Origin of the sequence: Nonomuraea sp. NPDC049607 (assembly GCF_040675375.1) — a bacterium.
Taxonomy (GTDB): Bacteria; Actinomycetota; Actinomycetes; order Streptosporangiales; family Streptosporangiaceae; genus Nonomuraea.
Window position 1 is genome coordinate 67,619 of record NZ_JBFAOV010000002.1, and the last position, 23,967, is coordinate 91,585.

General features: G+C 72.3%; 21 protein-coding genes and 2 tRNA genes. 14 read left to right on the forward strand and 9 right to left on the reverse strand.

What is annotated here, in order from left to right; all coding sequences use genetic code 11:
• Positions 1-124: 124 nt before the first annotated feature.
• Positions 125-1,690: a tyrosine-type recombinase/integrase gene (locus tag AB0J97_RS04495; RefSeq protein WP_364084417.1), complete on the forward strand. Its 1,566-nt coding sequence runs from the start codon at positions 125-127 to the stop codon at positions 1,688-1,690.
• 207 nt (positions 1,691-1,897) lie between these two features.
• Here the strand turns inward: AB0J97_RS04495 and AB0J97_RS04500 are convergent.
• Positions 1,898-1,971 (reverse strand) — tRNA-Arg (locus AB0J97_RS04500).
• A 54-nt stretch (positions 1,972-2,025) separates the two neighbouring features.
• Positions 2,026-2,760 (reverse strand): ZIP family metal transporter, encoded by a 735-nt coding sequence (locus AB0J97_RS04505; RefSeq protein WP_357699384.1) that lies wholly within the window; start codon positions 2,758-2,760, stop codon positions 2,026-2,028.
• Between the two features lie 626 nt (positions 2,761-3,386).
• Between AB0J97_RS04505 and AB0J97_RS04510 the strand changes: the two genes are divergently transcribed.
• Both AB0J97_RS04510 and AB0J97_RS04515 read left to right on the forward strand, forming a co-directional pair.
• On the forward strand, positions 3,387-4,184 hold the full coding sequence (locus tag AB0J97_RS04510; RefSeq protein WP_357699382.1) for an aminoglycoside phosphotransferase family protein: 798 nt from the start codon (positions 3,387-3,389) through the stop codon (positions 4,182-4,184).
• Positions 4,168-5,106, forward strand: a complete 939-nt coding sequence (locus AB0J97_RS04515) for a cobalamin biosynthesis protein (protein WP_364084421.1) — start codon at positions 4,168-4,170, stop codon at positions 5,104-5,106. The genes AB0J97_RS04510 and AB0J97_RS04515 overlap by 17 nt, the downstream gene beginning before the upstream one ends.
• 24 nt (positions 5,107-5,130) lie before the next feature.
• On the opposite strand, the gene AB0J97_RS04520 is transcribed toward AB0J97_RS04515, so the two are convergent.
• The 4 genes from AB0J97_RS04520 to AB0J97_RS04535 all read right to left on the reverse strand — a co-directional run bounded on the left by AB0J97_RS04520 (position 5,131) and on the right by AB0J97_RS04535 (position 9,787).
• A complete protein-coding gene (locus AB0J97_RS04520; protein ID WP_357699378.1) occupies positions 5,131-5,367 on the reverse strand; it encodes a hypothetical protein in 237 nt (78 codons plus the stop codon).
• An 85-nt stretch (positions 5,368-5,452) separates the two neighbouring features.
• Positions 5,453-6,253, reverse strand: a complete 801-nt coding sequence (locus tag AB0J97_RS04525; protein ID WP_364084424.1) for an exodeoxyribonuclease III — start codon at positions 6,251-6,253, stop codon at positions 5,453-5,455.
• Positions 6,254-6,327: 74 nt separating this feature from the next.
• The gene (locus tag AB0J97_RS04530) at positions 6,328-7,299 is read right to left on the reverse strand and encodes an inositol-3-phosphate synthase (RefSeq protein WP_364084427.1); all 972 of its coding nucleotides are present in this window, start codon (positions 7,297-7,299) and stop codon (positions 6,328-6,330) included.
• 7 nt (positions 7,300-7,306) lie between these two features.
• Complete coding sequence (locus tag AB0J97_RS04535; RefSeq protein ID WP_364084430.1) at positions 7,307-9,787, reverse strand: AAA family ATPase; 2,481 nt, start codon at positions 9,785-9,787, stop codon at positions 7,307-7,309.
• An 82-nt stretch (positions 9,788-9,869) separates the two neighbouring features.
• Here AB0J97_RS04535 and AB0J97_RS04540 point away from each other — a divergent pair, with 82 nt between their 5' ends.
• On the forward strand, positions 9,870-10,970 hold the full coding sequence (locus tag AB0J97_RS04540; protein WP_364084434.1) for an MFS transporter: 1,101 nt from the start codon (positions 9,870-9,872) through the stop codon (positions 10,968-10,970).
• Here the strand turns inward: AB0J97_RS04540 and AB0J97_RS04545 are convergent.
• The gene (locus AB0J97_RS04545) at positions 10,939-11,565 is read right to left on the reverse strand and encodes a hypothetical protein (RefSeq protein ID WP_357699368.1); all 627 of its coding nucleotides are present in this window, start codon (positions 11,563-11,565) and stop codon (positions 10,939-10,941) included. The genes AB0J97_RS04540 and AB0J97_RS04545 overlap by 32 nt on opposite strands.
• A 17-nt stretch (positions 11,566-11,582) precedes the next feature.
• Here AB0J97_RS04545 and AB0J97_RS04550 point away from each other — a divergent pair, with 17 nt between their 5' ends.
• The gene (locus AB0J97_RS04550) at positions 11,583-11,765 is read left to right on the forward strand and encodes a hypothetical protein (RefSeq protein WP_357699477.1); all 183 of its coding nucleotides are present in this window, start codon (positions 11,583-11,585) and stop codon (positions 11,763-11,765) included.
• Here AB0J97_RS04550 and AB0J97_RS04555 read toward each other — a convergent pair.
• Positions 11,741-13,300: an ABC transporter substrate-binding protein gene (locus AB0J97_RS04555; RefSeq protein WP_364084439.1), complete on the reverse strand. Its 1,560-nt coding sequence runs from the start codon at positions 13,298-13,300 to the stop codon at positions 11,741-11,743. The two genes, AB0J97_RS04550 and AB0J97_RS04555, sit on opposite strands and share 25 nt — an antisense overlap.
• Positions 13,301-13,461: 161 nt before the next feature.
• Here AB0J97_RS04555 and AB0J97_RS04560 point away from each other — a divergent pair, with 161 nt between their 5' ends.
• Positions 13,462-15,354 (forward strand): nitrate- and nitrite sensing domain-containing protein, encoded by a 1,893-nt coding sequence (locus AB0J97_RS04560; RefSeq protein ID WP_364084442.1) that lies wholly within the window; start codon positions 13,462-13,464, stop codon positions 15,352-15,354.
• Complete coding sequence (locus tag AB0J97_RS04565) at positions 15,347-15,703, forward strand: DUF742 domain-containing protein (RefSeq protein ID WP_352328721.1); 357 nt, start codon at positions 15,347-15,349, stop codon at positions 15,701-15,703. The genes AB0J97_RS04560 and AB0J97_RS04565 overlap by 8 nt, the downstream gene beginning before the upstream one ends.
• Here AB0J97_RS04565 and AB0J97_RS04570 read toward each other — a convergent pair.
• The gene (locus tag AB0J97_RS04570) at positions 15,681-17,087 is read right to left on the reverse strand and encodes an MFS transporter (protein WP_357699362.1); all 1,407 of its coding nucleotides are present in this window, start codon (positions 17,085-17,087) and stop codon (positions 15,681-15,683) included. The genes AB0J97_RS04565 and AB0J97_RS04570 overlap by 23 nt on opposite strands.
• Before the next feature lie 73 nt (positions 17,088-17,160).
• Here AB0J97_RS04570 and AB0J97_RS04575 point away from each other — a divergent pair, with 73 nt between their 5' ends.
• The 7 genes from AB0J97_RS04575 to AB0J97_RS04605 all read left to right on the forward strand — a co-directional run bounded on the left by AB0J97_RS04575 (position 17,161) and on the right by AB0J97_RS04605 (position 23,917).
• A complete protein-coding gene (locus tag AB0J97_RS04575; RefSeq protein ID WP_357699360.1) occupies positions 17,161-17,622 on the forward strand; it encodes a MarR family transcriptional regulator in 462 nt (153 codons plus the stop codon).
• A gap of 122 nt (positions 17,623-17,744) precedes the next feature.
• A tRNA-Met gene (locus AB0J97_RS04580) sits at positions 17,745-17,817 on the forward strand.
• Between the two features lie 25 nt (positions 17,818-17,842).
• Entirely contained in the window at positions 17,843-18,277 is a 435-nt protein-coding gene (locus tag AB0J97_RS04585; protein ID WP_357699356.1) for an RpiB/LacA/LacB family sugar-phosphate isomerase, read from the forward strand.
• A gap of 10 nt (positions 18,278-18,287) precedes the next feature.
• On the forward strand, positions 18,288-18,512 hold the full coding sequence (locus tag AB0J97_RS04590) for a hypothetical protein (protein WP_357699355.1): 225 nt from the start codon (positions 18,288-18,290) through the stop codon (positions 18,510-18,512).
• An 85-nt stretch (positions 18,513-18,597) separates the two neighbouring features.
• Positions 18,598-19,761 (forward strand): amidohydrolase, encoded by a 1,164-nt coding sequence (locus tag AB0J97_RS04595; RefSeq protein ID WP_364084448.1) that lies wholly within the window; start codon positions 18,598-18,600, stop codon positions 19,759-19,761.
• A 27-nt stretch (positions 19,762-19,788) separates the two neighbouring features.
• The gene (locus AB0J97_RS04600) at positions 19,789-22,371 is read left to right on the forward strand and encodes a Tex family protein (RefSeq protein ID WP_364084455.1); all 2,583 of its coding nucleotides are present in this window, start codon (positions 19,789-19,791) and stop codon (positions 22,369-22,371) included.
• Between the two features lie 400 nt (positions 22,372-22,771).
• Positions 22,772-23,917 (forward strand): hypothetical protein, encoded by a 1,146-nt coding sequence (locus tag AB0J97_RS04605; RefSeq protein WP_364084458.1) that lies wholly within the window; start codon positions 22,772-22,774, stop codon positions 23,915-23,917.
• Positions 23,918-23,967 lie beyond the last annotated feature (50 nt).

Below are 23,967 nucleotides of genomic sequence, written 5' to 3' on the forward strand. Positions count from 1 at the left end.
CACCCGCCTGGATCCGGACTGCGGTCAGGCAGCGGCACCGTGCGAACACCGCCCATCGAATCCAGCTCGCCACGACCGTCGGCTCGATCCAGCAGCACCCGAAGAGAAGGAGACACGACACACGATGGCTGAGGGACGTACGTTCAAGCGCTGCTCCTGCCGCGACAATGATGGCAAGGCACTCGGGCAGAAATGCCCCAAGCTGCGCCGGCCCGGCGGTGGGTGGAGCTACCGGCACGGCATCTGGAACTACCAGATCGAACTCCCGCCCACCGCCGACGGCAAGCGGCGCGGGCCGCTGCGCCGCGGCGGCTTCGCCTCACAAGACGCCGCCGAAGCCGAGCTCGGTCAGGTGCGTGACCTGCTGGCGCTGGCCGATCCCCGCGAGCCCGCCACCCGCACCCAGATCGCCGACCTGATCAAACGCACGCTGGCCGAGACCCACACCCTCCCGACCCTCGATGCGGTCCGCCGCAAGATCAAGACCGGGCAGCACCTGAACCAAGAGATCATCGTCGAGCAGTGGCTGACCGAGTTCCTCCACCGTAAGCGGAGGATCGAGGAGACCACCCGCCGCTCCTACGAAGGCCACATCCGCCTCTACCTAACGCCCTATCTGGGGCGGCTGCGGTTGGATCAGCTCAAGGTCAGCGACATCGCGTTGATGTTCGAGCAGATCGAGGAGTTCAACGACACCATCACCGAACGCCGCACCAGCGCCGACCCGCAAGTGCGTGAGAGCGTCAAATTCCGGCGGCCGATCAGCATCGCCACCATGCACCGCATCCGCGCCACCCTCCGCCACGCGCTCAACATGGCCATGTGCCAGGACCGGCTGATCGACTTCAACCCCGCCGCCGTGCTGGAGATGCCCGCCCACGTCCGGCCCAAGCCGTTGGTGTGGACCGAGGACCGGGTCCACGCCTGGCAGCAGGACTTCCGCACCTACCGGCAGGCGGAGAAGCAGCGCCGGGGCGGACGGCGCGTCGATCCCATCGACGCCTACACCAGCGTGCCGCGCCCCTCCCCGGTCATGGTCTGGACACCCGCCCAGACCCGGCTGTTCCTCGAAGAAGCACGACAGCACCGGCTGTTCGGCTTGTATCAGCTGGTCGCGCTGCGCGGGCTACGCCGGGGCGAGGCGTGCGGGCTGCGGTGGAAGGAGGTCGATCTCAACGGTCACAGCCTGACGGTGAACTGGCAGCTGGTGCAGCTGGCCTGGCAGGTCCATGAGGGCACCCCGAAGACCGACGCCTCCGTCCGTACCATCGCCCTGGACAGCGACACCGCCCAAGTGCTGCGCGCCCACCGGCAGCAGCAACTCCAGGAACGCCTGGCCATGGGCGAGGCATGGGTCGACTCCGGGTTCGTGTTCACCCAGCCCGACGGCAACCGCCTGCATCCCCAGCACGTCTCCGACCAGTTCCTGTGGCTGGCCTACCTGGCCGGCCTGCCACCCATCCGGCTGCACGACCTTCGGCATGGCGCGGCCTCGCTGATGCTGGCGGCCGGGGTGGAGATGAAGGTGGTGCAGGAAACGCTGGGCCATACCTCCAGCGCGTTCACCGCCGACACCTACACTTCCGTCTACCCGCAGGTGGCCACCGCGGCGGCCGAGAAGACCGCGGCCCTGCTGTTCGGCAAGGAAGAGCAGGGCGAGAGCGGGAGAGTGGTCTCGTTGAGGAGCTGACAGTCGGATTAACCGTCCGGCCCCGCGTTCGCCGCCCGCTCGCGGCGAGGCGGGGCCGCTGCTCTTGCCGAGCCGGGCCGGGAGGGCGGATGATCATGGCGTGTGCAGGGTTGGTGCAACCGAGCACGCACGGAGCACGCAACCGCTAGACGAAAATTCTAGAACGCGTCCGATCCCACATAACCACAGGTCAGGACATGATCAAAGCGCGCCCTGCAGGATTCGAACCTGCGACCGTCGGATTAGAAGTCCGGTGCTCTATCCAGCTGAGCTAAGGGCGCTCCTGCCTTATTGTGCATGATCCGGCGACTTGTCACGCACACGTTTTGGTCGTGTCAGGCAGACAGGGCGATCACCAGCCACATGAAGAGGGTTCCGGAGACCGTGGCGGCCAGGGTCCAGCCGGTGGCGCGTCTCGTTGTGTGGGCCTCGGGGAGGATGTCGGAGATGGCCAAGTAGAGGAGGAAACCGGAGAAAAGGCCCAGGTAGGCGGTCAGGATGTGGGCCGGGATGGTGATGAGGAAGGTCAGGGTGGCGCCGATCACGGGGGCGAGGGCGTCCAGGGCCAGGAGGGTGAAGGCGCGGCGGCGGGCGTTTCCGTACAGAGAGGTGATCGTGTACGTGTTGAAGCCGTCGGTGAAGTCGTGGGCGATGACGCCAATGGCGACGGCCACGGCGAGGGAAGCGTCCGTCTGGTAGGAGGCGCCGATGGCGGCGCCGTCCAGGAGGCTGTGGATGACCAGGGCGGATCCCGCTGTGACGCCTACGCCGGCTCGGGCGTGGCGGTGGGCGGCGTAGTCGCCTTCGTGGGCGTCGTGCATGCCCATGGAGCGTTCGACGATGTGGATGCCGAGGAACGCCAGGGCGAACATGAGCATCGGGAGCGGCACGCCGAGGACTTCGACGGCGTCCCGGGTGAGGGCTTCCGGGAGGAGGTCGAAGGCCACGACGCCCAGCATCACGCCTGCGGCGGCGCCGAGTACGAGGTGGCGGTTGTTCTTGACGCGGTCGGCGACCAGCCCGCCCAGCAGCGTCATGAGGAAGGCCGCCAAGGAGAGCAGGATGGGCACGGTTCCTCAGGCTAGGGGGTGGGTGGGGGCGGGGGGTGGTGCGACACTCGGCCTGCGTTCCAGGCCACGCGCCGAGGGGCAGGGCTGGGCAGGGGCAAGCGGGGCGCGGTGGCCGTGCGTCACGCATGCCTCCCGCGGTCGGGGCGCCGGTCGGGGCCAAGGTGCCGATCGCGGTTGGGGTGCCGGGTGCCGGTCGGGGTTGGAGCTGCCGGTCGAGGTCAAGGGGCCGGTCGGGGTTGGAGCTGCCGGTCGAGGTCAAGGGGCCGGTCGGGGTTGGGGTGCCAAATACCGGTCGAGGTCAAAGGGCCGGTTCGTCTCGGATGCCCCCGTGGTCGGGAGGGCCGGTTCGTCTCGGACGGCTCCCGCTGTCGCCGGGGCTGTTCGTCACGAACGTGCCCCCCTGTTGAGGTGCCGGTTCGGCGTGGATGGCCCTCGTGGTTGTGGCGTCAGGGGTGGGGACGGCATGGAGGTGGCGAGCTTGCAGGGGCGGGCATCGCCGGGCCAGGCCGATTCGGAGGCGAGGGAGGAAAAGGAGGTGGAAACGAGGGAGGGAGGCAAGGAAGGGGCCGGTGGGGTGGGTGAAAGGGCAGGCGGCGGTGGGGCAAATGGGGCTAAGCTGTTGTGGCATGGTCGCGACGCTCCTGCATGAGATTCCCCTGCAGGGCGGGGACGTGACAGACGGGGTGGTGCGCGTCGGTGACACGGTGCGCAGGCCGGTCTGTCCGGCCACGCCCGCCGTGCACGCCCTGCTCAGACACCTTGAGGCAGCCGGGTTCGGGGGTGCGCCGCGGGTCCTGGGGACGGACGGTTTAGGCCGCGAGATGCTCACCTACGTCCCGGGGCGGAGTGGGTTGTGCCTGGCGAGTTCGACCGACGGGTTCCTGGTCGAGCTGGCGATGCTGGTAAGGGAGTTCCACGACGCGACCGCGGGCTTCCCGCTCGACGCCGGACGATGGGAAGGCGGCTCGAACGACGACCGCGCGCCGGAGATCATCGGCCACTGCGACCTGACGCCCGACAACGTGGTCTTCCATCAGGACGGCGACACCACCGCGGCCCCCGTCGCGCTGATCGACTTCGACCTGGCCCGGCCCACCACCCGCCTGTTCGACATCGTGACCACCCTGCGCCACTGGGCCCCGATCGCCGACCCGGTCGACCGTCCCCCGCTCCAGCGCAACGTCGACGTGGGGGCCAGGATCCGCCTGTTCTGCGACGCGTACGGCCTGCCGCCCCGCGAACGACGACGGCTGCTCGAACTGTCCAGGCTCCGCTTCCACCGCTCCTACGACGTCATGCGCACCCGTGCCACGGCCGGCGGCAACTGGGCCAAGATGTGGGCCGGCGGCGCGGGGCAACGCATCCGCCGGGCGGCAGCCTGGCTGGATGTGCACGAAGATGAGCTTCATGCCCATTTGGTATGACCCGCTAGGTCTCGCACTCGGTGTCGCACTCGATCAGGTTCTCGGTGATCCGCGCAGCTCAGCCCACCCGGTCGCCCTGTTCGGACGGGCGGCGGCGAAGCTGGAGGAGTCGTCGTACGGCGACACGAGGTGGCGTGGGGTGGTCCATGTCGGGATCTGCGTCGGAGGCGTGACCGCCCTGGGCGTGCTGGCTCAGCGCAGCGGCGACCGGGCCGTCCGTACGGCGGTGACGGCGTTGGCCACGTGGGCCGTGCTCGGCGGCATGACCCTCGCCCGCGAAGGCGTGCACATGGCCGAGGCCCTGGAGGCGGACGATCTCCAGCGGGCCCGGGACCGGCTGCCCCACCTGTGCGGGCGCGACCCGTCGCGGCTGGAGGCGTCCGAGCTGGCCAGGGCGACGGTGGAGTCGCTGGCCGAGAACACCTCCGACGCCGTGGTGGCCCCGCTGTTCTGGGGCGCGGTGGCCGGCGTCCCGGGGCTGCTGGCCTACCGGGCGGTCAACACGCTGGACGCCATGATCGGCCACCACTCCCCCCGCTACGAACGGTTCGGCTGGGCCGCGGCCAGGCTCGACGACGTGGCCAACTACGTACCGGCACGCGTGACGGGCCTGCTGACGGCGGCGCTGGCGGCCGACCCCGTCCAGGCGCTGCGGGTGCTGCGGCGGGACGGCCACCGCCACCCCAGCCCGAACGCGGGCAGGTGCGAGGCCGCCTTCGCCGGCGCGCTGGGCGTCACCCTCGGCGGCACGAACGTGTACGGCGGGCGGACGGAACACCGTCCCACGATGGGTGACGGCCCCAAGCCGGACGTCAAGGACATCAGGCGCGCCGCCCGGCTCACCCGCGCGGTCGGACTGGCGGCGGCGGGGCTGGCCGTGGTCACCGCTTGGGGCCTGCGCCACCGCCGCCGTTCCGGATAATCGCGGTAATCGGCTGAATGGCGGTCAGCTCATTATCCGATTGAGATTGATCGCGAGCCAGATGACGAATGCGGCGACCGCGGTGACGGCGACGAGACCCTTCACCGCGTTATGCGCGGTCTCCCGTCGCACCGTCACCTGCCTCTGCGTTTGCTTCCAGGCCTGCCTGAGCATGATCATGTTCTGGAAGCGGCGTCCCAGCGCGAACAGGGCCAGCCCGATGAGGACGAACAGGATGACCCGACCATCGGCAGGTTCCACGACACGGCCCCCTTTTTCAGCGTGAAGAAGGTGTGCCCCCGCACATTTGGTCACTCACGATACTCGTCTTGCTGCTGTTTGTTGATTAAATTATCGCGTCGAGATCCACCACGATGGGCGCGTGATCCGAGGGGCCTTTCCCCTTGCGCGCCTCGCGGTCGACGTACGCCGACCGCACCCGTTCGGCGACGTCGGCGCTGGCGTACACCAGGTCGATCCGCATGCCCTTGTTCTGGTGGAACATCCCGGCCCGGTAGTCCCAGTACGTGTACGGGTGCGGCCCCTTCATCGGCGTCGGCACCACGTCGCGCAGCCCGAGGTCGAGCAATTCGGCGAGCGCGCGGCGCTCGGCGGGGGTGACGTGCGTGGAGCCGACGAACAGCGCGGGGTCCCAGACGTCGGCGTCGGTCGGCGCCACGTTGTAGTCACCGCAGGCCACCAGCGGCGAGCCCAGCTCCTCGGCCAGCGCGTCCCGCAGCGCGGCGAACCACTCCAGCTTGTACGCGTAGTGCGGCGAGTCGAGCGCGCGGCCGTTCGGCGCGTACAGGGACCAGACCCGCAGGCCGCCGCAGGTCGCGCCGATCGCGCGGGCCTCGGGACGGGCGGCGCCCACCCCGTCGAGCTCGGCGAAGCCGGGTTCGCCGGGGAAGCTCCGCGTCACCTCCTCCAGCCCCACCCGCGACAGCACCGCGACGCCGTTCCACCGGCCGTCGCCGTGGGCGGCGGCGGCGTAGCCGAGCTCGCCCACCTCCGCCACGGGGAACGACTCCGCGGGACACTTGGTCTCCTGCAGGCAGACGATGTCGGGCTCGGTCGCGGCCAGCCAGTCGAGCAGGCGCGGCAGCCGTGCCTTGACCGAGTTCACGTTCCAGGTCGCAAGGCGCATCCCCCCAGCCTGCCACGGCCGAACCCGGCGCCCGGTGTCCGGCGCCCGGTGGCCGGCCGCCTTCGGCGAAAGTGTCAGACCGCCTTCATGAGAGGGGCCGAGATCTCGCGCAGGAAGCCGCCTTCGCCCGCGTCGAGGGCGGCCTTGGCCTGGCGCACGGCGTCGAGGACGTTCCCGGCGGCGCTCGGCGAGTCCTCCACCACCATGCGCAGCTCCACCTCCAGCGGGGAGCCGCCGAACCCCTCACCCTCCAGCCGGATGAACGCGATCTTGCGGTCGTCGAGGAAGGGCAGGTACTGGGCGCCGACGTGGGTGGAGGTGCCGGCGCCGGTCGCCTTGGTGGCCCGCTTGCCCGCCATCCTGGCCGGGTCCTGGAGGTTGACGAAGTCCATGTTGCCCCCGGCCAGGAGCTGGTAGCCGTCGTGCAGGCGCACCCCGCTCGCGGTCAGGGCGTCGACCAGCGCGCGGTGCACGAGCGTGGCGCCGAAGGAGCTCTTGAGGTCGTCGCCGAGCAGCGGCAGCCCGGCCGCGGCGAAGCGGTCGCGCCACTGCTCGGAGCGGGCGAGCACGGCGGGCATGCAGTTGACGAACGCGCAGCCGGCCTCGATCGCGGCCTCGGCGTACAGCTCGGTGGCGCGCTGGGCGCCGGTGGGCAGGAAGTTCACCACGACCTGGGAGCCGGTCTCGCGCAGGTGGGCGGCCACGTCGGCGACCGTGGCGCCGCCGGTCGGCTCGACCAGCTCGGCCGAGCCCTCGCCCACGCCGTCGGCCAGGACGCCCTCGCGCACCGGCACGTCCAGGTGGGGCACGTCGGCGAAGCGGCGCGAGTTGTTCGGCGGCGCCCAGATCGCCTGCGACAGGTCCAGGCCGAGCTTGGCGCGGCCGACGTCGAAGGCGGCGGTGAAGCGCACGTCGGAGGCGGCGTATCCGGCGCACACGGGGTTGAGCAGGCCGGGGGCCTCGCCGTCGCGGTAGTACTCGACGCCCTGCACCAGGGACGACACGCAGTTGCCCACGCCGACGAGGGCGACGTTCACGGTGGTCATGCCGAGTTCATATCAGGCCGGTCCGGCGGGCCAGCGCGGCGGCCTCGACGCGGGAGGCGGCGCCTAGCTTGGCCATGATGTTCGACACGTGCACGCCGGACGTCCTGGCCGAGATGAACAGCCGCTCGGCGATCTGCCTGTTGCTCAGGCCCTCGGCGACCAGGCCGAGCACCTCCAGCTCGCGGGCCGACAATCCCGGCGTCGCGGACAGGGCCACCCGCGTGGTGGCCGCCGCCGCCTCCGCCTGCCGGCGCAGGGGCTCCGCGCCGAGCGCGGCGGCGATGGCCAGGGCCTCGCGCAGCGGCTCGCGGGCCCGCGCCGGGTCCTGCTCGGCCGCCCTGACCAGCGCCTGCCCCAGCCCGTACGGCTGCGCGACGGCCCGCCAGGCGGCCACCGCGTCCGCCCACGAGCCGCCGAGCTCGGCCTCGAACGTGGCCCGGTACGCCTCCTGCACCCGCCCGACGGTGGACAGGCCGGGCGGCGCGGCGCGCACCCGTCCGATGCGGGCCGCGAGGGCCAGCAGCGGCCAGGCGTAGCGGCGGCTGCGGGTGAGGTCGTGCTCCGACAGCACGTGGTCGACCAGCCGCCGCGCCCGGTCCAGGTCTCCCCCGGCCTCGGCGAGGCGGAGTTCGAGCAGGTCGGGCTCCAGGCAGGAGTCGTAGCCGCGCGACCGCCCGCGCATGAGCGGCCTGGCCTGCGCGAGCAGCGCGTCGGCCGCGGACGCCGAGCCCTCCCGCACCGCGACCGTGCCGAGCACCAGCAGGATCCAGGCGCGGTGGATCGGCGGCGGGTCGAGCGCGAGCGCGGGAGCGGCCACCTCGCGGGCCTCCCGCCAGCGGCCCAGCGAGGCGAGCGGTTCGGCCAGGTTCGCTGCCAGATGGGCGCCGCGCGAGCGGGCCAGGCCCAGGCGGGCGGCCTCGGCGATGCCGCGCCGCGCGACCGCCTCGGCCCTGGCGTGCTCGCCGGCGGCCTCCAGCGCGTCGGCCTCGCCGGCGTACGACACGAGCAGCGTATCGTCGTCGGGCGCGCCGACCCGGGCGCGGGCGTACAGGGCGGAGGCGGTACCGAGGTCGCCGTCGAGCGCCGCGAGCGCGGCCAGGGTGGTCAGGGACCTGGTGTCGCCCAGCTCGTACGCCTCCTCGGCGCGGACGCGGGCCTCTCCGTCCCGGCCGTGCCAGGCCAGCGTGCACGCCAGGGCGCCGAGCAGCCTGGACTCGCGAGGGGCCAGGCGTACGGCCTCGCGCAGGTCGTCCAGGCCCTCCTCGCCGTGCAGGTCGCGGACGGCGACGCGCAGCTCCAGCAGGTGGGCCGCGCGCAGCGGGTCGACGACCTCGGCGAGCGCCCTGGTGGCCAGGTCCTCGGCGCGGTGGGCGTCGCCGTCGCGCAGGGCGTCCCTGGCGGCGTTCTCCAGCACTTCGGCGTGGTCCTGGCCGTCCGCGTACGCCCACAGCTTCAGCACCAGGTCCCATCTGCGGGCCCGCCAGGCCGCCTCGAAGGCGCGCGGGCCGTCCCCGGCGGCGTGCCAGTGGTCGGCGGCCAGCTCGGGCTGGGCGGGGGCGCAGCGGGCGTGCAGGCGGCGGCGTTCGCCGGGGAGCAGGTCGTCGTAGACGGCCTCGCGGATGAGCGCGTGCCGGAAGACGTAGTCGTCGCCGTCCACGAGCAGCAGCCGCGCCCGTACGACCGGCCGCAGCGCCTCGTCGAGCGCCAGGTCGTCGAGCCCGGCGACCCGGCGCAGCACCTCGTGGGGCGTCCTGCGCCCGGCCACGGCGGCGATCCGCAGCACGTCGAGGCCGGGGCCCGGCAGCTTCTCGGCCCCGGCGAGCAGCAGCTCGCGCAGCGAGGCCGGGGTCGTGTCGCCCGCCTCGGCCAGCGCCTCGGCGAACAGCGGGTTGCCCTCGCTGCGCGCCACGATCGTGTCCACGTCGTCGCGGCCGAGCAGGCGGGCCACCTCGTCCCGGCCGAGCGGTGGCACCCTGACCACCTCGGCGCCGGGCAGCCGCAGCGGCTCACGCGAGGTCACGACGACCATCACGCCGGGCCGCGTCAGGTTGCGCAGCAGGTACGCCAGCAGGTCGCGGGCGGCCTGGTCGGCCCAGTGCAGATCCTCCAGCAGGATCAGCAGGGGACGGCGCTCGGCGGCCCGCTCGACCAGCAGCAGCACCTCCTCGAACAGCCGGGCCCGGCCCAGGTCGGGCGTGTCGTCCAGCTCCCCCAGCTCGGGCAGCAGGCACGCCAGCCCCTTGCGCCCGCCGCCCGGCACGAGCCCGGCGCCGTACTCCCTGACCAGGCGGCGCAGCACGGGCACGAACGGCGCGTACGCCGGCCCGCCCGGATCGGCCCCGCCCTCGGCCACCAGCGCGTCCACTCCACCGGCGAACCGCTCGACCAGCCTGGACTTGCCGATCCCCGCCTCGCCCACGACCAGCACCGCACCGGGGGTACGGGCCCACGCGGCGGCCAGCCGGGTCAGCTCGGCCTCACGTCCCACGAACACCTCCTCATTATGAAGAGGCGGCTATGCATCATGCCCGATCCCGTCCAAGGCGGGATTTGTCATCGTCGAAGGCGTGATGACGCGTTCGTTAGGTCTGATGATGGCCGCCTCGGTGTCCGGGATGCTCGGCTTCTTCCTGTTGTTCTCCGCCGTCCCCCTCTATGCCGCGACCGGCGGCTCCGGCGCGACCGGCGCGGGCCTGGCCACCGGCGCGATGATGGCGTCCACGGTCCTCGCCGAGCTGGCCGTGCCCTGGCTGCTGTCCCGGCACGGCTACCGGGTGGCGCTGGCGCTCGGCCTGCTCCTGCTCGGCCTGCCCGCCCTGCTGCTCCCGCTGTCGGCGGACCTGCCCGTGGTGCTGGCCGTGTCGCTGCTGCGCGGCGCGGGCCTCGGCGTGCTCGTGGTCGCCGGCACCGCGCTCACCGCCGACCTGGTGCCCGCCGAGCGCCGCGGCGAAGGGCTGGGCCTGTACGGCCTGGCCGTCGGGGTGCCCTCGGTCGCCGGTCTGCCGCTGGGCCTGTGGGCGGCCGACGCGCTCGGGTTCGCGCCCGTCCTGGTGGTCGGCGGGCTGCTGCCGCTGGCCGGGCTCGCGGCCGTGACCGGCCTGCCCGCCGCCCGGCCGGTCACCGCCGGTCAGGGCGGGCGGACGGGCGGGCTGGCCGCGCCGATGCTGGTCTTCGCCTCGGTCACGTTCGCCGTCGGCGTGCTGGTGACGTTCCTGCCGCTGGCGGGCTCGCCCGGACTGGCCTCGGCGGCCCTGCTCGCCCAGTCGCTGGCCACGCCGGCGGCCCGCTGGTGGGCGGGCCGGTTCGGCGACCGCCACGGCCCGGCCACGCTGCTCGTGCCGGGCCTGCTCGCCGCCGCCACGGGCACCGCGCTCCAGGCGTGGACGGACGCGCCGGTACCGGTCGTGGCCGGGATGGCGCTGTTCGGCGCGGGCTTCGGGGTGCTGCAGAACGCGACGCTGACACTGATGCTCCGGCGCGGCCCGGCGGCCCGGGTCAGCGCCCTGTGGAACCTGGCCTACGACGCCGGGATGGGCGTGGGCGCGACGGGGTTCGGGCTGGTGCTCGGGCACACCGGCTACCGGCTGGGGTTCGTGCTGGTGGCCGCGCTGATCGCGGTGACGGTCCCGCTGGCCGTGGTCAGGCCCGCGTACGCGCCACTCCCACGGTGATCTCGTGGCCGAGGCGGCGGCCGGTCAGCAGCTCCAGGTCGTCGCCGCTCCAGAACCTGCCGGGGTCGTACCAGTTGGGACGGCGTCCGCCGGGCAGCAGGCCCATCGCCTCGTAGGTGACGGCCACGACCTCCGCGCAGTACGCGCTCTCCAGCGTGCGGTCGTTCCTGGCGCGGCGCGGGACCCGGCCCCTGGCCCAGCGGGCGGCCAGCCGGGCCGTGGACGGGAACGGGGTGCCGTCGAGCCGGGCGACCGTGCGCAGCGCCGCGTCCTCCATCTCGGGGGTGGCCTGCGGTTCGAGCTGGCGCAGCCACGGACGCTGCCCGTAGCGGTCGGCCCAGACGGTGACCGCGTCGCGCAGGTCGTGCAGCTGGACGCCGCGGTGGTGGGTGCCGTCCCACAGGTCGAGCAGCGACTTGCCCAGCTCGGCGTGCCACATCATGGGCGGCAGGTCCTCGATCACGATCGCCATGCCCACGTGGTTGACCGGGCTGTTGGTCATGGTCTGGATGGCCCGGTCGGGCACGGACCTCCCGCGGAAGATCCACAGATCGCCGGTCCTGGTCACCTTGACGGCCTCGTCGAGAGTCAGCACATCGCTAGCCTAGGCACATGCGCTGGTGGAAGATGCTCGGTCTGGCGGGAATCGCGGGAGTCGCGGCGACAGGGGTGGTGATCGCGCGCGCCGAGCGACGGCGGCGGGCGTACACGCCCGAGGAGATCAGGACGCGGCTGCGCGAGCGCGTCGAGGCGTCCTCGGCGGAGGCGGTTCAGCCGGAGGGGCGCAGCTCGTAGGCGAACACCACGTCGGGGTAGGCCGGGTTGTCGTCGTAGCCCTGCACACCGCCCAGGTAGGCCCGCTGGTACCGCACCACCCAGGGCAGCGCCGCGGCGGCCCGCACGTCGAGCACGCGTCCGGTTGCCTGCTCGTAGGCCGCCCGCGCCGCCTCCTTGTCGGTCACGCTCAGCTCGGGCAGCCCTTCGAGCAGCTCGTCCAGGGTCCTGTCGCGCAGGTAGGCGAGGTTGAACACGGGCGGGTCGGCGCTGCGGAAGACGTTGCCGAACCATGAGTAGCCGTCGGCGTACTCGGGCCACCAGTACATGAGGAAGATGTCCTGCTCACGTTTCCTGCCCTGCTGCCACTGGGCGTTCCAGGACAGGGCGCGGGCGTCGAGCGTGACGTTGAGCGGCTTCAGCTCCGCCGCCAGGCTGGTGGCCAGCAGCCGCTGGTCGTGGTCGCCCTGGGCGTAGGTCAGCCGCAGCCGCAGCGGCCGGCCGGCGGGCCCGTACCCGGCGCGGCCCAGCAGCCGCGCGGCGCCCGCCAGGTCCTGCAGGGGCTCGCGGCCCGCGACGTGGCCGGTCAGCCCCTCGGGGACGATGCCGCTGGCCGGCGCGACCGCTCCCCTGAGCGCCCTGACCAGGCCGCGGTAGTCGACGGCCTTCTGCACCGCGCGGCGCACCCGCACGTCCTTCATGGGCCCGGCCGCGGTGTTGAACAGCAGCATGGCCGTCTGGTACGAGTCCCGCTCGCTGGTGCGCACCCCCGGCGTGACCGCGGCCCTGGCGAACAGCCGGGGGCTGAGCCGGTCCACGAAGCTCACCTCGCCGCGCGCCAGCATCCGCCACGCGCGGTCGGGGTCGGGCACGACGCGGTACTTGACCGCGCTGTAGTGCGGCTTGTCCCATCCGCCCCAGTATTTGGGGTACGCCTTCAGCGTCAGCTCGTCCTCCTGGCCCGGACGCCAGGCCGCCACCGTGTACGGCCCCGACCCCGCGTCCCGGCCCGCGCCGAGCCATGAGCGCAGGTCGGGCGCCGCCCGCGTGTCGTAGATGTAGGCCGCGTACCCGGAGGAGGCCACCAGGTCCAGCGGCACGGCGTACTTCAGGGCGAAGGTGACCGTGCTCGCGTCCACGGCCCTGATAGAGGAGACGGCGTCCCAGATGTAGGACGCGCCCGCGCGGGCCTTCATCGTGCGCTCGATCGACGCCTTGACCGCCGCCGCGTCCACCGGCCTGCCGGTGTGGAAGGTCGCGCCCTGGCGCAGCGTGAACGTCCAGGTGCGGCCGTCGGGGGTCGAGCGCCAGGAGGTGGCCAGGCGGGGGGCCGACTTCTTGGTGAAGGGGTTCCAGAGGGTCAGGGTCTCGTAGACGTTCTGGAAGGCGATGAGCTCGTTGGAGTCGGAGGTCGCCGGGTCCCAGTCGGAGATGACGTCCAGGTTCTGCGCGTACACGAAGACGGACTCCGCGGCGGGGGGCCGGGGGATCTCCGCCGGGGCCGAGCAGGCCGACAGGAGTGCCAGCGCGGCGGCCGCTACGAGACGACGGCGCAACGCATCTCTCCTCTGTAACCGATTTGGGGGAAACCTACTGCAAGATCACGGACACATGTCCAAAAGTCCAGAAAAATTGGGCAATTGGGTGATCGAATTGCTATCCTCTGGGCTTGTCCCGTCCGGGGTTGCCAGCAGGGGACCGACCGGAGTGAGGTGCCATGGGTCGTAGCCGGACGATCCGCATGAAGATCATCGGACTACTACTCGTGCCCCTGACCTCCATGGTCGTGCTGTGGGGCGTCATCACCGCCGTCACCGCCGGCGAGAGCCTGGAGCTGCGTCAGTACAAGACACTCTGGACGAACCTCCGCCATCCGGCGTACAAGTTGATCAGCGAGCTCCAGCACGAGCGTCTCTCCTCGGCCAAGCTGCTGCGCCGGGCCGCCTCCCCGAAGGACGTGGCCGACCAGCGCACCCGCACCGACGCCGCCAGGGACGAGTTCAGAAAGCTCTCCAGCAGCTCCAAGGACCGATCGGAAGAGATCCGTACGCAGGTGGACGCGGTGTACACGCAGCTCGGCAGGATCGACGCGATCCGCAGTGAGATCGACGACGGCCATTCCGACCGTCTGCTCGTCGGCGAGGCGTACAACACCGTGGTCGACTCCCTCTACGGCCTGCACCGGCGCGTCGCGCTCATCAACGACATCCCGATCTACGAGCAGTCCCGTGTGATCATCGAGCTGGGCTACGCCAAGGAGCTGCTGACCAGGGAGCAGGCCATCGCGCTCGGGCCCGTCACGCCGTCCGAACGCCGGCAGTTCACCCAGATCGTCGGCAACCGGCGCTTCCTGATCGACCAGGGGCTCGGCGAGCTGGACCCGAGCCTCCGCGACACCCAGGTCTCCCTCGTCACCTCCCCCGCCTACCAGCGCATGCGGCTGATGGAGGACCGGATCATCGCCGGCGCCACGCCGCCGCGCGGCTGGCTGAGCACGACCGAGTCGATCTCCAAGACGTACGCGGAGTCGCTCATGCGGGCCAGCACGCTGCTCAACTCGCGCGCCGACCCGGTGGCCGACCAGGTGTTGTCGCGGGCGTTCATCCTGGCCGGCACGTGTTTCCTGCTGGTCATCGTGTCGATCGTGTTCTCGCTGCGGATGGGCAACCGGCTGTCGAAGGAGCTGGGCGCGCTCAGGCTCGCCGCGCTGGAGGTCGCCCAGGAGCGGCTGCCGCACGTGGTGGCCAAGCTGCGCAAGGGCGAGCGCGTGGAGATGCCGGAGTTGTCGGTGGCGACCAGCACGGTCGAGATCGGCGACGTCGGCCAGGCCTTCTCCACCGTCCAGCAGACCGCCGTCGAGGCCGCGATCGGCCAGGCGCAGCTCAGCGAGGGCGTCGGGCACGTTTTCCGCAACCTCGCCAGGCGTTCCCAGGCCCTGCTGCACCGCCAGCGCATCCAGCTGGAGGACATGCAGCACCGCGCCACCGACCCCGAGGCCCTGGACGACCTGTTCCGCCTCGACCACCTGACCACCCGCATGCGCCGCCACGCCGAGGGTCTGATCATCCTGTCGGGCGCCACCCCGGGCCGCGGCTGGAGCAAGCCCGTGCCGCTGCTCGACGTGGCCCGCGGCGCCACGGCCGAGGTGGAGGACTACCGCAGGGTCACCGTCGAGCCGATGTCCGGACAGCGCCTGGCCGGACCGGTGGTCGGCGACGTGATCCACCTGGTCGCCGAGCTGATCGAGAACGCGACCGTCTACTCGCCCCCGCACACGCAGGTCATCGTGCGCGGCGAGGAGACGGCCCGCGGCTTCGCCTTCGAGGTCGAGGACCGCGGGCTGGGACTGAGCACCCAGGAGCTGGCCGAACTCAACGAGCGGCTGGCCAGCCCACCCGAGTTCGACCTGGCCGACAGCGACAAGCTGGGGCTTTTCGTCGTCTCCCGCCTGGCCGCCAGGCATGACATCCGCGTGACGCTACGCGGTTCACCATATGGAGGGACCACCGCGATCGTGTTGATCCCGGCTGAGCACGTGGCCGATCCGGAACCGGAGGCCGACGTGAAGGAGCCCGCCCGTCCTGTGATGCGGGTGGTGCCAAGTGAGTGACGAGCGCTGGCTGGACGAGGACGCCGGTCCGATCGTCCCGGCCTACCTGCTGACCAGGGGCCGTACGGTGCCCGCGAGCGAGGCCATCGACCTCATCGCGGTCATCGTCACCGCCGGCGGGCTGACGCCTCCGGTGGGGCTCGGGCCCGAGCACCTGATCATCATGCAGAAGTGCACCAAGCCCACCCGGCTGGTGGACGTGGCCGCCGAGCTGAACCTGCCCATCGGCGTGGTCAGGGTGCTGGTCGGCGACCTGCACGCGCGGCAGCTCGTCCAGGTCGAGCTGCCGCCGCCCGCGCCGGACGCCAAGGTGCTGCTGGAAGTGATCAGTGGGCTGAAGGCGCTGTGACGGCCCGGCTGTTCAGCTTCCCGTAGACCGTGGCGAAGGCCGCCGCGACCAGCCCGGCCACCGCGGCGGTGCCGAACACCCACTGGAAGCCCAGGACGCCGGGCCGCGCGGCCAGGGTCGCGGCGATGGCCGCGCCCGCCACACTGCCGCCGACGATGCGCACCAGCGCGTTCACGCCCGCGGCCAGCGCGGTCCTGGACGGCTCGACATGCTCGACGGCCATCGTGCCCAGCGCGGCGTAGCCGACGCCGAGGCCGACGCCCATGAGGGAGGAGGCCACGTACAGGGTGGCCGGGCTGCCGTGCTCGAACGCCAGCCACGCCCCCGAGAGCCCGGTCACCCCCGCGCCCGCCGCCACCATGTACGAGGCGGCGAACCGGCGCATGAGCCGCCCCGCGAACAGCGAGATGACCAGCATGAACAGGGTACTCGGCAGCAGGAAGAAGCCGACCTGCAGGGTGGAGGCGCCGAAGCCGTAGCCGGTCGCCTTCGGCACCTGGGCGAACTGCGACATGCCGGTCAGCAGCGTGAAGAACGAGAACCCGAGCAGCATCGAGGAGACCGTCGCGCCGATCGTGCCCCTGTGCACCAGCATCGACATCTCGACCAGCGGCTCGGCCACCCTGCGCTCGACCAGCACCCACACCACGGCCAGCGCGGCGGCCGCGGCGAACAGGCCGAGCACGCCGGGCGACGTCCAGCCCCACGAGCCGCCCTCGCTGATCGCCAGCAGCAGCGCGACCAGCCAGGCGGTCAGCAGCGCGGCCCCGGCGAGATCCGGACGGCCCTTGCCGGCCGGCGCCACGTCACGCACGAGGAAGGCCAGGATCACGAGGGCCACCAGGGAGATCCCGCCGGTGATCCAGAACACCAGGTGGTAGTCGCCGGCGGCCAGCCCGGCCAGGATCATGCCGCCACCGCTGCCGAACCCCATCGTCGCGCTCAGCACGCCGATGCCGGTCGCGAGCTGCTGCCGGGGAAGCAGGTCGCGGACCACTCCGATCGACAGCGGGACCAGCGCGGACACCGCTCCCTGGAGGATGCGGGCGACGATCAGCCAGGCCAGCGACGTGGCCAGCGCCGCCATGACCGAACCCACCACCAGCAGGGCCAGGGCGCCGAGGATCATCCGGCGCCGGCCGTACATGTCGCCGAAGCGCGACAGCAGCGGCGTGGAGACCGCGGCGACCAGCAGGCTGATGGTGAGCGTCCAGCTCACGGCCGAGAGTGAGGCGTGCAGCTCGCGCTGCAGCACGGGAAGCAACGGGACCACCGCGGTGTTCTGGAGGGCGGCTATGGAGGCCGCGAACGCCAGTGAGACCACCGTGGGCCAGGGGTTGCGCATCGACGTCTCACGCGCCGCGGATGCGACGACTGTCGCCATGTCGGCTCCTTTAGATAACTTAGGTAAGTAACCGAGCAACGATGATACATACGTAAGTTAGGTAAGCAAACAGATGGGCGAAGATCTCAACAAGACGGTGTCGGCCTTCCGCCGGCTGGTCATCACGCTCAACCGCGCCAAGGCCCACGAGTGGCTCACCGAGGCCGCCGGCATCCGGCTCGACCGGCCCGATGTGCAGATCATCGTCTACCTGCTGGACGCGGGCGAGCCGCGCAGGATCGGCATGATCGCCGAGGGCCTGCAGGTGGAGAGCCCGCACGTGACCAGGCACGTCGCCGCTCTGGAGCAGCGCGGGCTGGTCGAGCGCGTACGCGACCCCGACGACCGGCGGGCCTGGCGCATCGCACTCACCGAGGAGGGGGCCGAGGTGGCCGGCAGGTGCCGCCGGATCACCACCGGCTGGTTCGAGGAGGCGCTGGCCGACTGGCCGGAGTCGGAGCGGGAAGAGCTGTCCAGGCTGATGACGAAGCTGTCTGACGATTTCTGCGAGCGCATGCGCGCCCGGTACACCTGAAAACGCGTTGCGGGGCCGGTCGGCCGGGCGGCATGCTCGTGCCATGGTCATCCGGCGAATGCGCGTCCCGCACCCGTCCGGGGGTTCCCGCCGTTGAGATCGGCGGCCCCCGGCTCGTTCCAGGCGGGTGGGGGCGCTGGTGTGCCCGGCGGTTTCATAAGCCGCTCCAGGCGGGTTCGATCCCCGCACCCGCCACCGCGTTGCTGATAGAGATGAACCCATGCGGATCTCGGTGGCGGCGGACAGCGACGACGGAGTGGCCGGGCGCGTGGTGTCCGAGCTGCGCGGGCGGGGTCACGAGGTGCTGACCCACGGCGCACTCGACGACGGCGAACGCGACGACTGGGCCTGGGCCTGCGAACTGGCCGCCAGAGACGTCGCCGAGGGCCGGGCCGACCAGGCGGTGGTCTGCTGCTGGACGGGCACGGGCGCCTCGATCGCCGCCAACAAGGTGCCGGGCGTGCGCGCCGCGCTCTGCGTCGACGCCTACACCGCCGACGGGGCGCGCAAGTGGAACGACGCCAACGTGCTGGCCCTCAGCCTCCGCCTGACCTCCGACGTCGTGCTCGGCGAGATCCTCGACGCCTGGTTCGGCGGCCGGCCCAGCACCGATCCGGCCGACGTGGCCAACGTGGCGCACCTCGCGGAGATCTAGGCTCTGTGGCATGGACAACTTACGGTGCACGCACTGCGGCGAGGAGGGCCTCGAACCCGGGTTCGTCGCGGACCAGGGTGAGCACTCCCGGGGGTACGCCCGCTGGGTCGAAGGGGCCTTGCGGCGCGGGATCCTGGGCGGGGCCCGGCTGATGGGCCGTCCCAAGTGGGAGATCGACGCCTACCGCTGCCGTTCCTGCCACCACCTCGAACTCTTCGCCACCCGTCCCGACTAGGCCGTGCCCGCCGTCCGGGGCGACTCACAACCCTCGCGTCCGGGGGGCACGGAAATCGTCGGTGCCGCCCTCTAGGGTGCTTGCCATGACCGACGTGCTGATCCGCGGCGGGCGGCCCTGGGGGCTCGCGTTCCCCGCCGACCTGCTCGTCCGCGACGGCCGCATCCACCAGGTGGGCGCGTCCCTCCACGCGCCCGGCGCCCTCGTCCTCGACGTCACCGGCCAGCTCGTCCTGCCCGGTCTCGTCGACGCCCACTGCCACCTCGACAAGACGCTCTACGGCGGCCCCTGGATCCCTCACTCCGCCGACGACTCGCTGGCCGGCCGCATCGCCAACGACCTGGGCCGCCGCGCCGAGCTGGGCGTGCCGAGCGCCGAGCGCGCCGGCGCGCTGCTGGCCCGGATGAGCGAGGCCGGCACCACCCACGTGCGCACCCACACCGACATCGACCCGTCCGTGGGCCTGCGGGGCGTGGAGGCTGTGCGCGAGGCCGCCGCCCGCTCCCCCGTCGACGTGCGGCAGGTCGCCTTCCCGCAACACGGCGTGCTCACCAACCCCGGCACCGCCGACCTGCTGGCCGAGGCGCTCAGAAGCGGCGTCGAGGCGGTCGGCGGCCTCGATCCGGCCGGCGTCGACCGCGATCCGGTGCGCCACCTCGACCTGATCTTCGGCCTGGCCGACCGGTTCGGCGCGCACATCGACATCCACCTCCACGACGGAGGCTCGCTGGGCGGCTGGGAGCTGGAGCTGATCATCGAGCGCACCAAGGCGCTGGGGCTCGGCGGCCGGGTGACGGTCAGCCACGCGTACGCGCTGGGCGAGCTCGGCGACGCCGCCCAGGACCGCCTGATCCAGGGCTTCCTCGACGCGGGCGTGGCCGTCGCCACCGCCGCCGTCTACAGCTACCCGGTGCCGCCGGTCAAGAAGCTGCGCGCCGCGGGCGTCACCGTCGCCTGCGGCCACGACGGCGTCCGCGACCTGTGGGGCCCCTACGGCTCGGGCGACATGCTGGAGCGCGCGATGCACCTCGCCTACCGCAGCGCGTTCCGCCGCGACGAGGACATCGAGCTCGCTCTGGAGGCGGCCACCGTGGGCGGCGCGCGGGCCCTCGGGCTGCCCGACTACGGCCTGGCTCCGGGCGACCGGGCCGACCTCGTCGTGGTGCCCGCGAGCGGCCCCGGAGAGGCCGTGGTCGTTCACCCTCGGCGCACTCTGGTCATGAAGGACGGCGTAGTCCTGCACAATTGACCGGCGGGACCATCGAAAGGCAGGCAAGTGCTCTCTATACACCAGCGGATCGCGGCAGAGCTCGACGTGCGCGACGGGCAGGTGCAGGCGGCGGTCGATCTGCTCGACGGCGGCGCCACCGTGCCGTTCATCGCGCGCTACCGCAAGGAGGTCACCGGCGCCCTCGACGACGCGCAGCTCCGCACGCTCGAAGAACGGCTGCGCTACCTTCGCGAGCTCGACGAGCGCCGGGCGGCGATCCTGGAGTCGATCGAGTCTCAGGGCAAGCTCGACGACGACCTGCGCGCGCAGATCATGGCGGCCGAGACCAAGGCCAGGCTCGAAGACATCTACCTGCCCTACAAGCCCAAGCGGCGCACCAAGGCGCAGATCGCCCGCGAGCTGGGCCTTGAGCCGCTGGCCGAGAAGCTGCTCGGCGACCCCACGCTCCACCCGGCCACGGTCGCCGCGGAGTTCGTCACCGAGGGCGTGGCCGACGCCGGCGCGGCCCTCGAAGGGGCCAGGGCGATCCTGATCGAGCGGTTCGCCGAAGACGCCGACCTCATCGGCGACCTGCGCGAGCGGCTGTGGAGCCGCGGCCGGCTGGTGTCGAAGGTGCGCGAGGGCAAGCAGGAGGCGGGGGCGAAGTTCTCCGACTACTTCGAGTTCACCGAGCCGTTCACCAAGCTGCCCTCCCACCGCGTCCTGGCGATGTTCAGGGGCGAGAAGGAGGAGGTCCTCAACGTCGTGCTGGAGCCCGGCGAGACCGCCGACTACGAGCTGCGCATCGGCGCCCGGTTCGGCATCTCCGACAAGGGGCGTCCGGCCGACGCGTGGCTGGCCGAGACCGTGCGCTGGGCCTGGCGCACCCGCATCCTCGTGCATCTCGGCATCGACCTGCGGATGCGCCTGTGGCAGGCGGCCGAGGAGGAGGCCGTGCGGGTCTTCGCCGCCAACCTGCGCGACCTGCTGCTCGCCGCCCCGGCCGGCACCCGCGCGACCATGGGCCTCGACCCCGGCCTGCGCACCGGCGTGAAGGTGGCCGTGGTCGACGCCACGGGCAAGGTCGTCGAGACCGCCACCATCTACCCCCACGAGCCCAAGCGCCAGTGGGACCAGTCGCTGGCCGTGCTCGGCGCGCTGGCCCAGAAGCACGGCGTCGAGCTCATCGCCATCGGCAACGGCACCGCCTCGCGCGAGACCGACAAGCTGGCCGGCGACCTGGTCAAGCTCATGCCGTCGATCATCAAGATCGTGGTGTCGGAGGCGGGCGCCTCGGTCTACTCGGCCTCGGCCTACGCCTCCCAGGAGCTGCCCGACCTCGACGTGTCACTGCGCGGCGCGGTCTCCATCGCCCGCCGGCTCCAGGACCCGCTGGCCGAGCTGGTCAAGATCGACCCCAAGTCGATCGGCGTCGGCCAGTACCAGCACGACCTGGCCGAGTCCAAGCTCTCCCGCTCGCTCGACGCCGTCGTCGAAGACTGCGTCAACGCGGTCGGGGTCGACGTCAACACGGCGTCCGCGCCCCTGCTCACGCGGGTGTCGGGCATCGGCGCGACGCTGGCCGAGGGCATCGTGCGCCACCGCGACGCCAACGGGCCGTTCCGTACCCGCACGGCGCTGAAGGAGGTCTCGCGGCTCGGGCCCAAGGCGTTCGAGCAGTGCGCCGGCTTCCTGCGCATCCCGGACGGCGACGACCCGCTCGACGCCTCCAGCGTGCACCCCGAGGCGTACCCGGTGGTCCGGCGCATCCTGAGCTCGGTCCAGACCGACCTCAAGTCGCTGATCGGCAACACCTCGGCCCTGCACACGATCCGGCCGCAGGACTTCATCGACGACACCTTCGGCCTGCCGACCGTCACCGACATCCTGCGCGAGCTGGAGAAGCCGGGTCGCGACCCGCGTCCGGCGTTCAAGACGGCCGCCTTCAAGGAGGGCGTGGAGAAGATCTCCGACCTGGTGGCGGGGATGATCCTGGAGGGCGTGGTCACCAACGTGGCCGCCTTCGGCGCGTTCATCGACATCGGCGTCCACCAGGACGGTCTGGCGCACGTGTCGGCCCTGTCCCGCACCTTCGTCAAGGACCCGCGCGACGTGGTCAAGCCCGGCGACATCGTCCGGGTCAAGGTGCTCGACGTCGACATCCCGCGCAAGCGCATCTCCCTGACCCTCCGCCTGGAGGACGACGTCACCCAGCCGTCCGCGGAGGGCCGCCCGCCCCGCAAGTCCGGCACCCGCCCGGAGGGCGCCCGCCCGGAGGGCGCCCGCCCGGAGGGCGCCCGCCCGGAGGGCGCCCGCCCGGAGGGCGCCCGCAACGGCGACGGCGGCGGTCGCAACGGCAACCGTGACGGCTCCGCCCCCCGTGGCGAAGGCGGCCGCAACGGCGGCGCCCGCGACGGTGGCCGGGGCGACGGCGCTCGCGGTGACAGCGGTCGCGACGGCGGTCGTGACGGCGGTCGTGACGGTGGCCGCGACGGTGGCCGCGGTCAGGGTGGTCGTGGCGACGGCGGTCGTGGTCAGGGCCGCGGCGACGGTCAGCGCGGCGGCCAGCGCCGCCAGGACCGTCCGGCTCCCATGGGCGCGATGGCCGAAGCCCTCCGCAAGGCGGGCCTCGGCGGCGACAACCGCTGACCCAGCCACTGGACGGTGGGCCGGCCACCATCACCTGACCGGCCCACCATCCAGCCTGCGCCGACATACGCCGCCCACCATGACGGCCCACCATCCAGCCTGTGCCAACCACACGCCGCCCTTGGCCCGCCACTCGACAAGTGGTCCCCTGCACCACCCCACCACCGACCGACCACCCCCACCCGCCCCACCAGCCGGTGGAGCCGACCAACGACACCGCCCCACCAGCCGGTGGAGCCGACCAACGACACCGCCACGCCAGGCGCGGAGCCGGTCGAAGCGAGCCGGCCCGGCCTGAGCGGAGGGTGAGGTGGGCGGGGGTGAGGTGGGCGGGGGTGTCGGTGGGTGGGGGGTGTCGGTGGGTGGGGGGTGTCGGTGGGTGGGGCGGTACGGTCGGGGGGTGAGCACAACTGCGTTTTCCGCGGCCGTCGCCCAAGCCCGCGACCTGCTTCGCTGGCGTTCGCCGCTGCGGACCGAGCTCTGGGCGGCCCGGCTCACCGCCGGTCTGGAGCCCGACGAGGTGGAGCCGTTCCTGCGCGAGCTGGCCGAGGACGGGAGCGCCGAGTCGCGCCTCACCCTCGCCGCCCTGGCCGCGATCGACAGGACCGGTTGGACGGGGACGCACCCCCTCCCGGACGCCGACGACGAGCCGGCTGACCCGACGGCCGATCAGCACGTACCGGACGGAGACCGGCGGGACTCGGAGCCAGGAGCCCCCGGCACACAGGACCGGGAAGCTCTCGGGGCGTCCGAGGGGCAGGAGCCGGAATCGGATGAGGGACCGCTGCGGATTCTCGGGGTGGAGGTTCCCGGGACGACGTACGCCGATCTCGTACTGCCCGGCTGGGTAGGCCGTATGGGCCAGGTGACCTGCGAAGGAGCCTGGTACGGCAAGGCCGACCCGTACGGCGAGCAGACCTTGGCCGTCCTGTCGTTCCGGTACGGGAACGGCAAGGAGCCGCACCTCCTCGTCGTCGGCATCGACCAGCCCAACGGCGGCCTCGCCGTCGACGCCGTCGTCGAGGAGGTCAAGTTCCTCGACGATCTGGGCCTGAGCCCGGCCGAGCCCGGGGTGGTGGCCGGGCGGGTGCTGGACGGGTTCGAGCTGGGCGACCGGATCATGGGGGCTCAGGTGGCCGACACGCTGGCCGCCGTCCGTCCGCTGGCCGTCGCGCGGGCCCTCGCCGTGCCGGGGCTCGTCCGGCAGGCACCCGACGGGACGATGGCCGACTTCCACGACCTGCCCGACGTGCCGGGGGCGCGGGAGGCGTTCGAGAAGCTCGTGGAGTTCGTGGGCGGGCGTCCGCTGTGGTGGAGTCCGGCCCGGGTGAGCCAGTTCCTGACGTCGTGGCTGCCGCGGGAGGCCATCCTGTCGGACCCGGCGGTGGCCGCGATGCCGGAGGTGGTCCGGGCGTGGAGCCGCTTCAACGGCGGCCATCCCGCCGTCCTGCACCAGATCGACCTGGACGCCCCGCGTCTGCCCGCCCTGATGGCGGACGAGTCCCTGGCAGGACTCGGGAAGCGCATCGCCCGCCGACAGCTGTGACGAGGGCCCGTGCAGCGAACGCGTGACCGAGGGGTGGGCCTTGCCGGAAG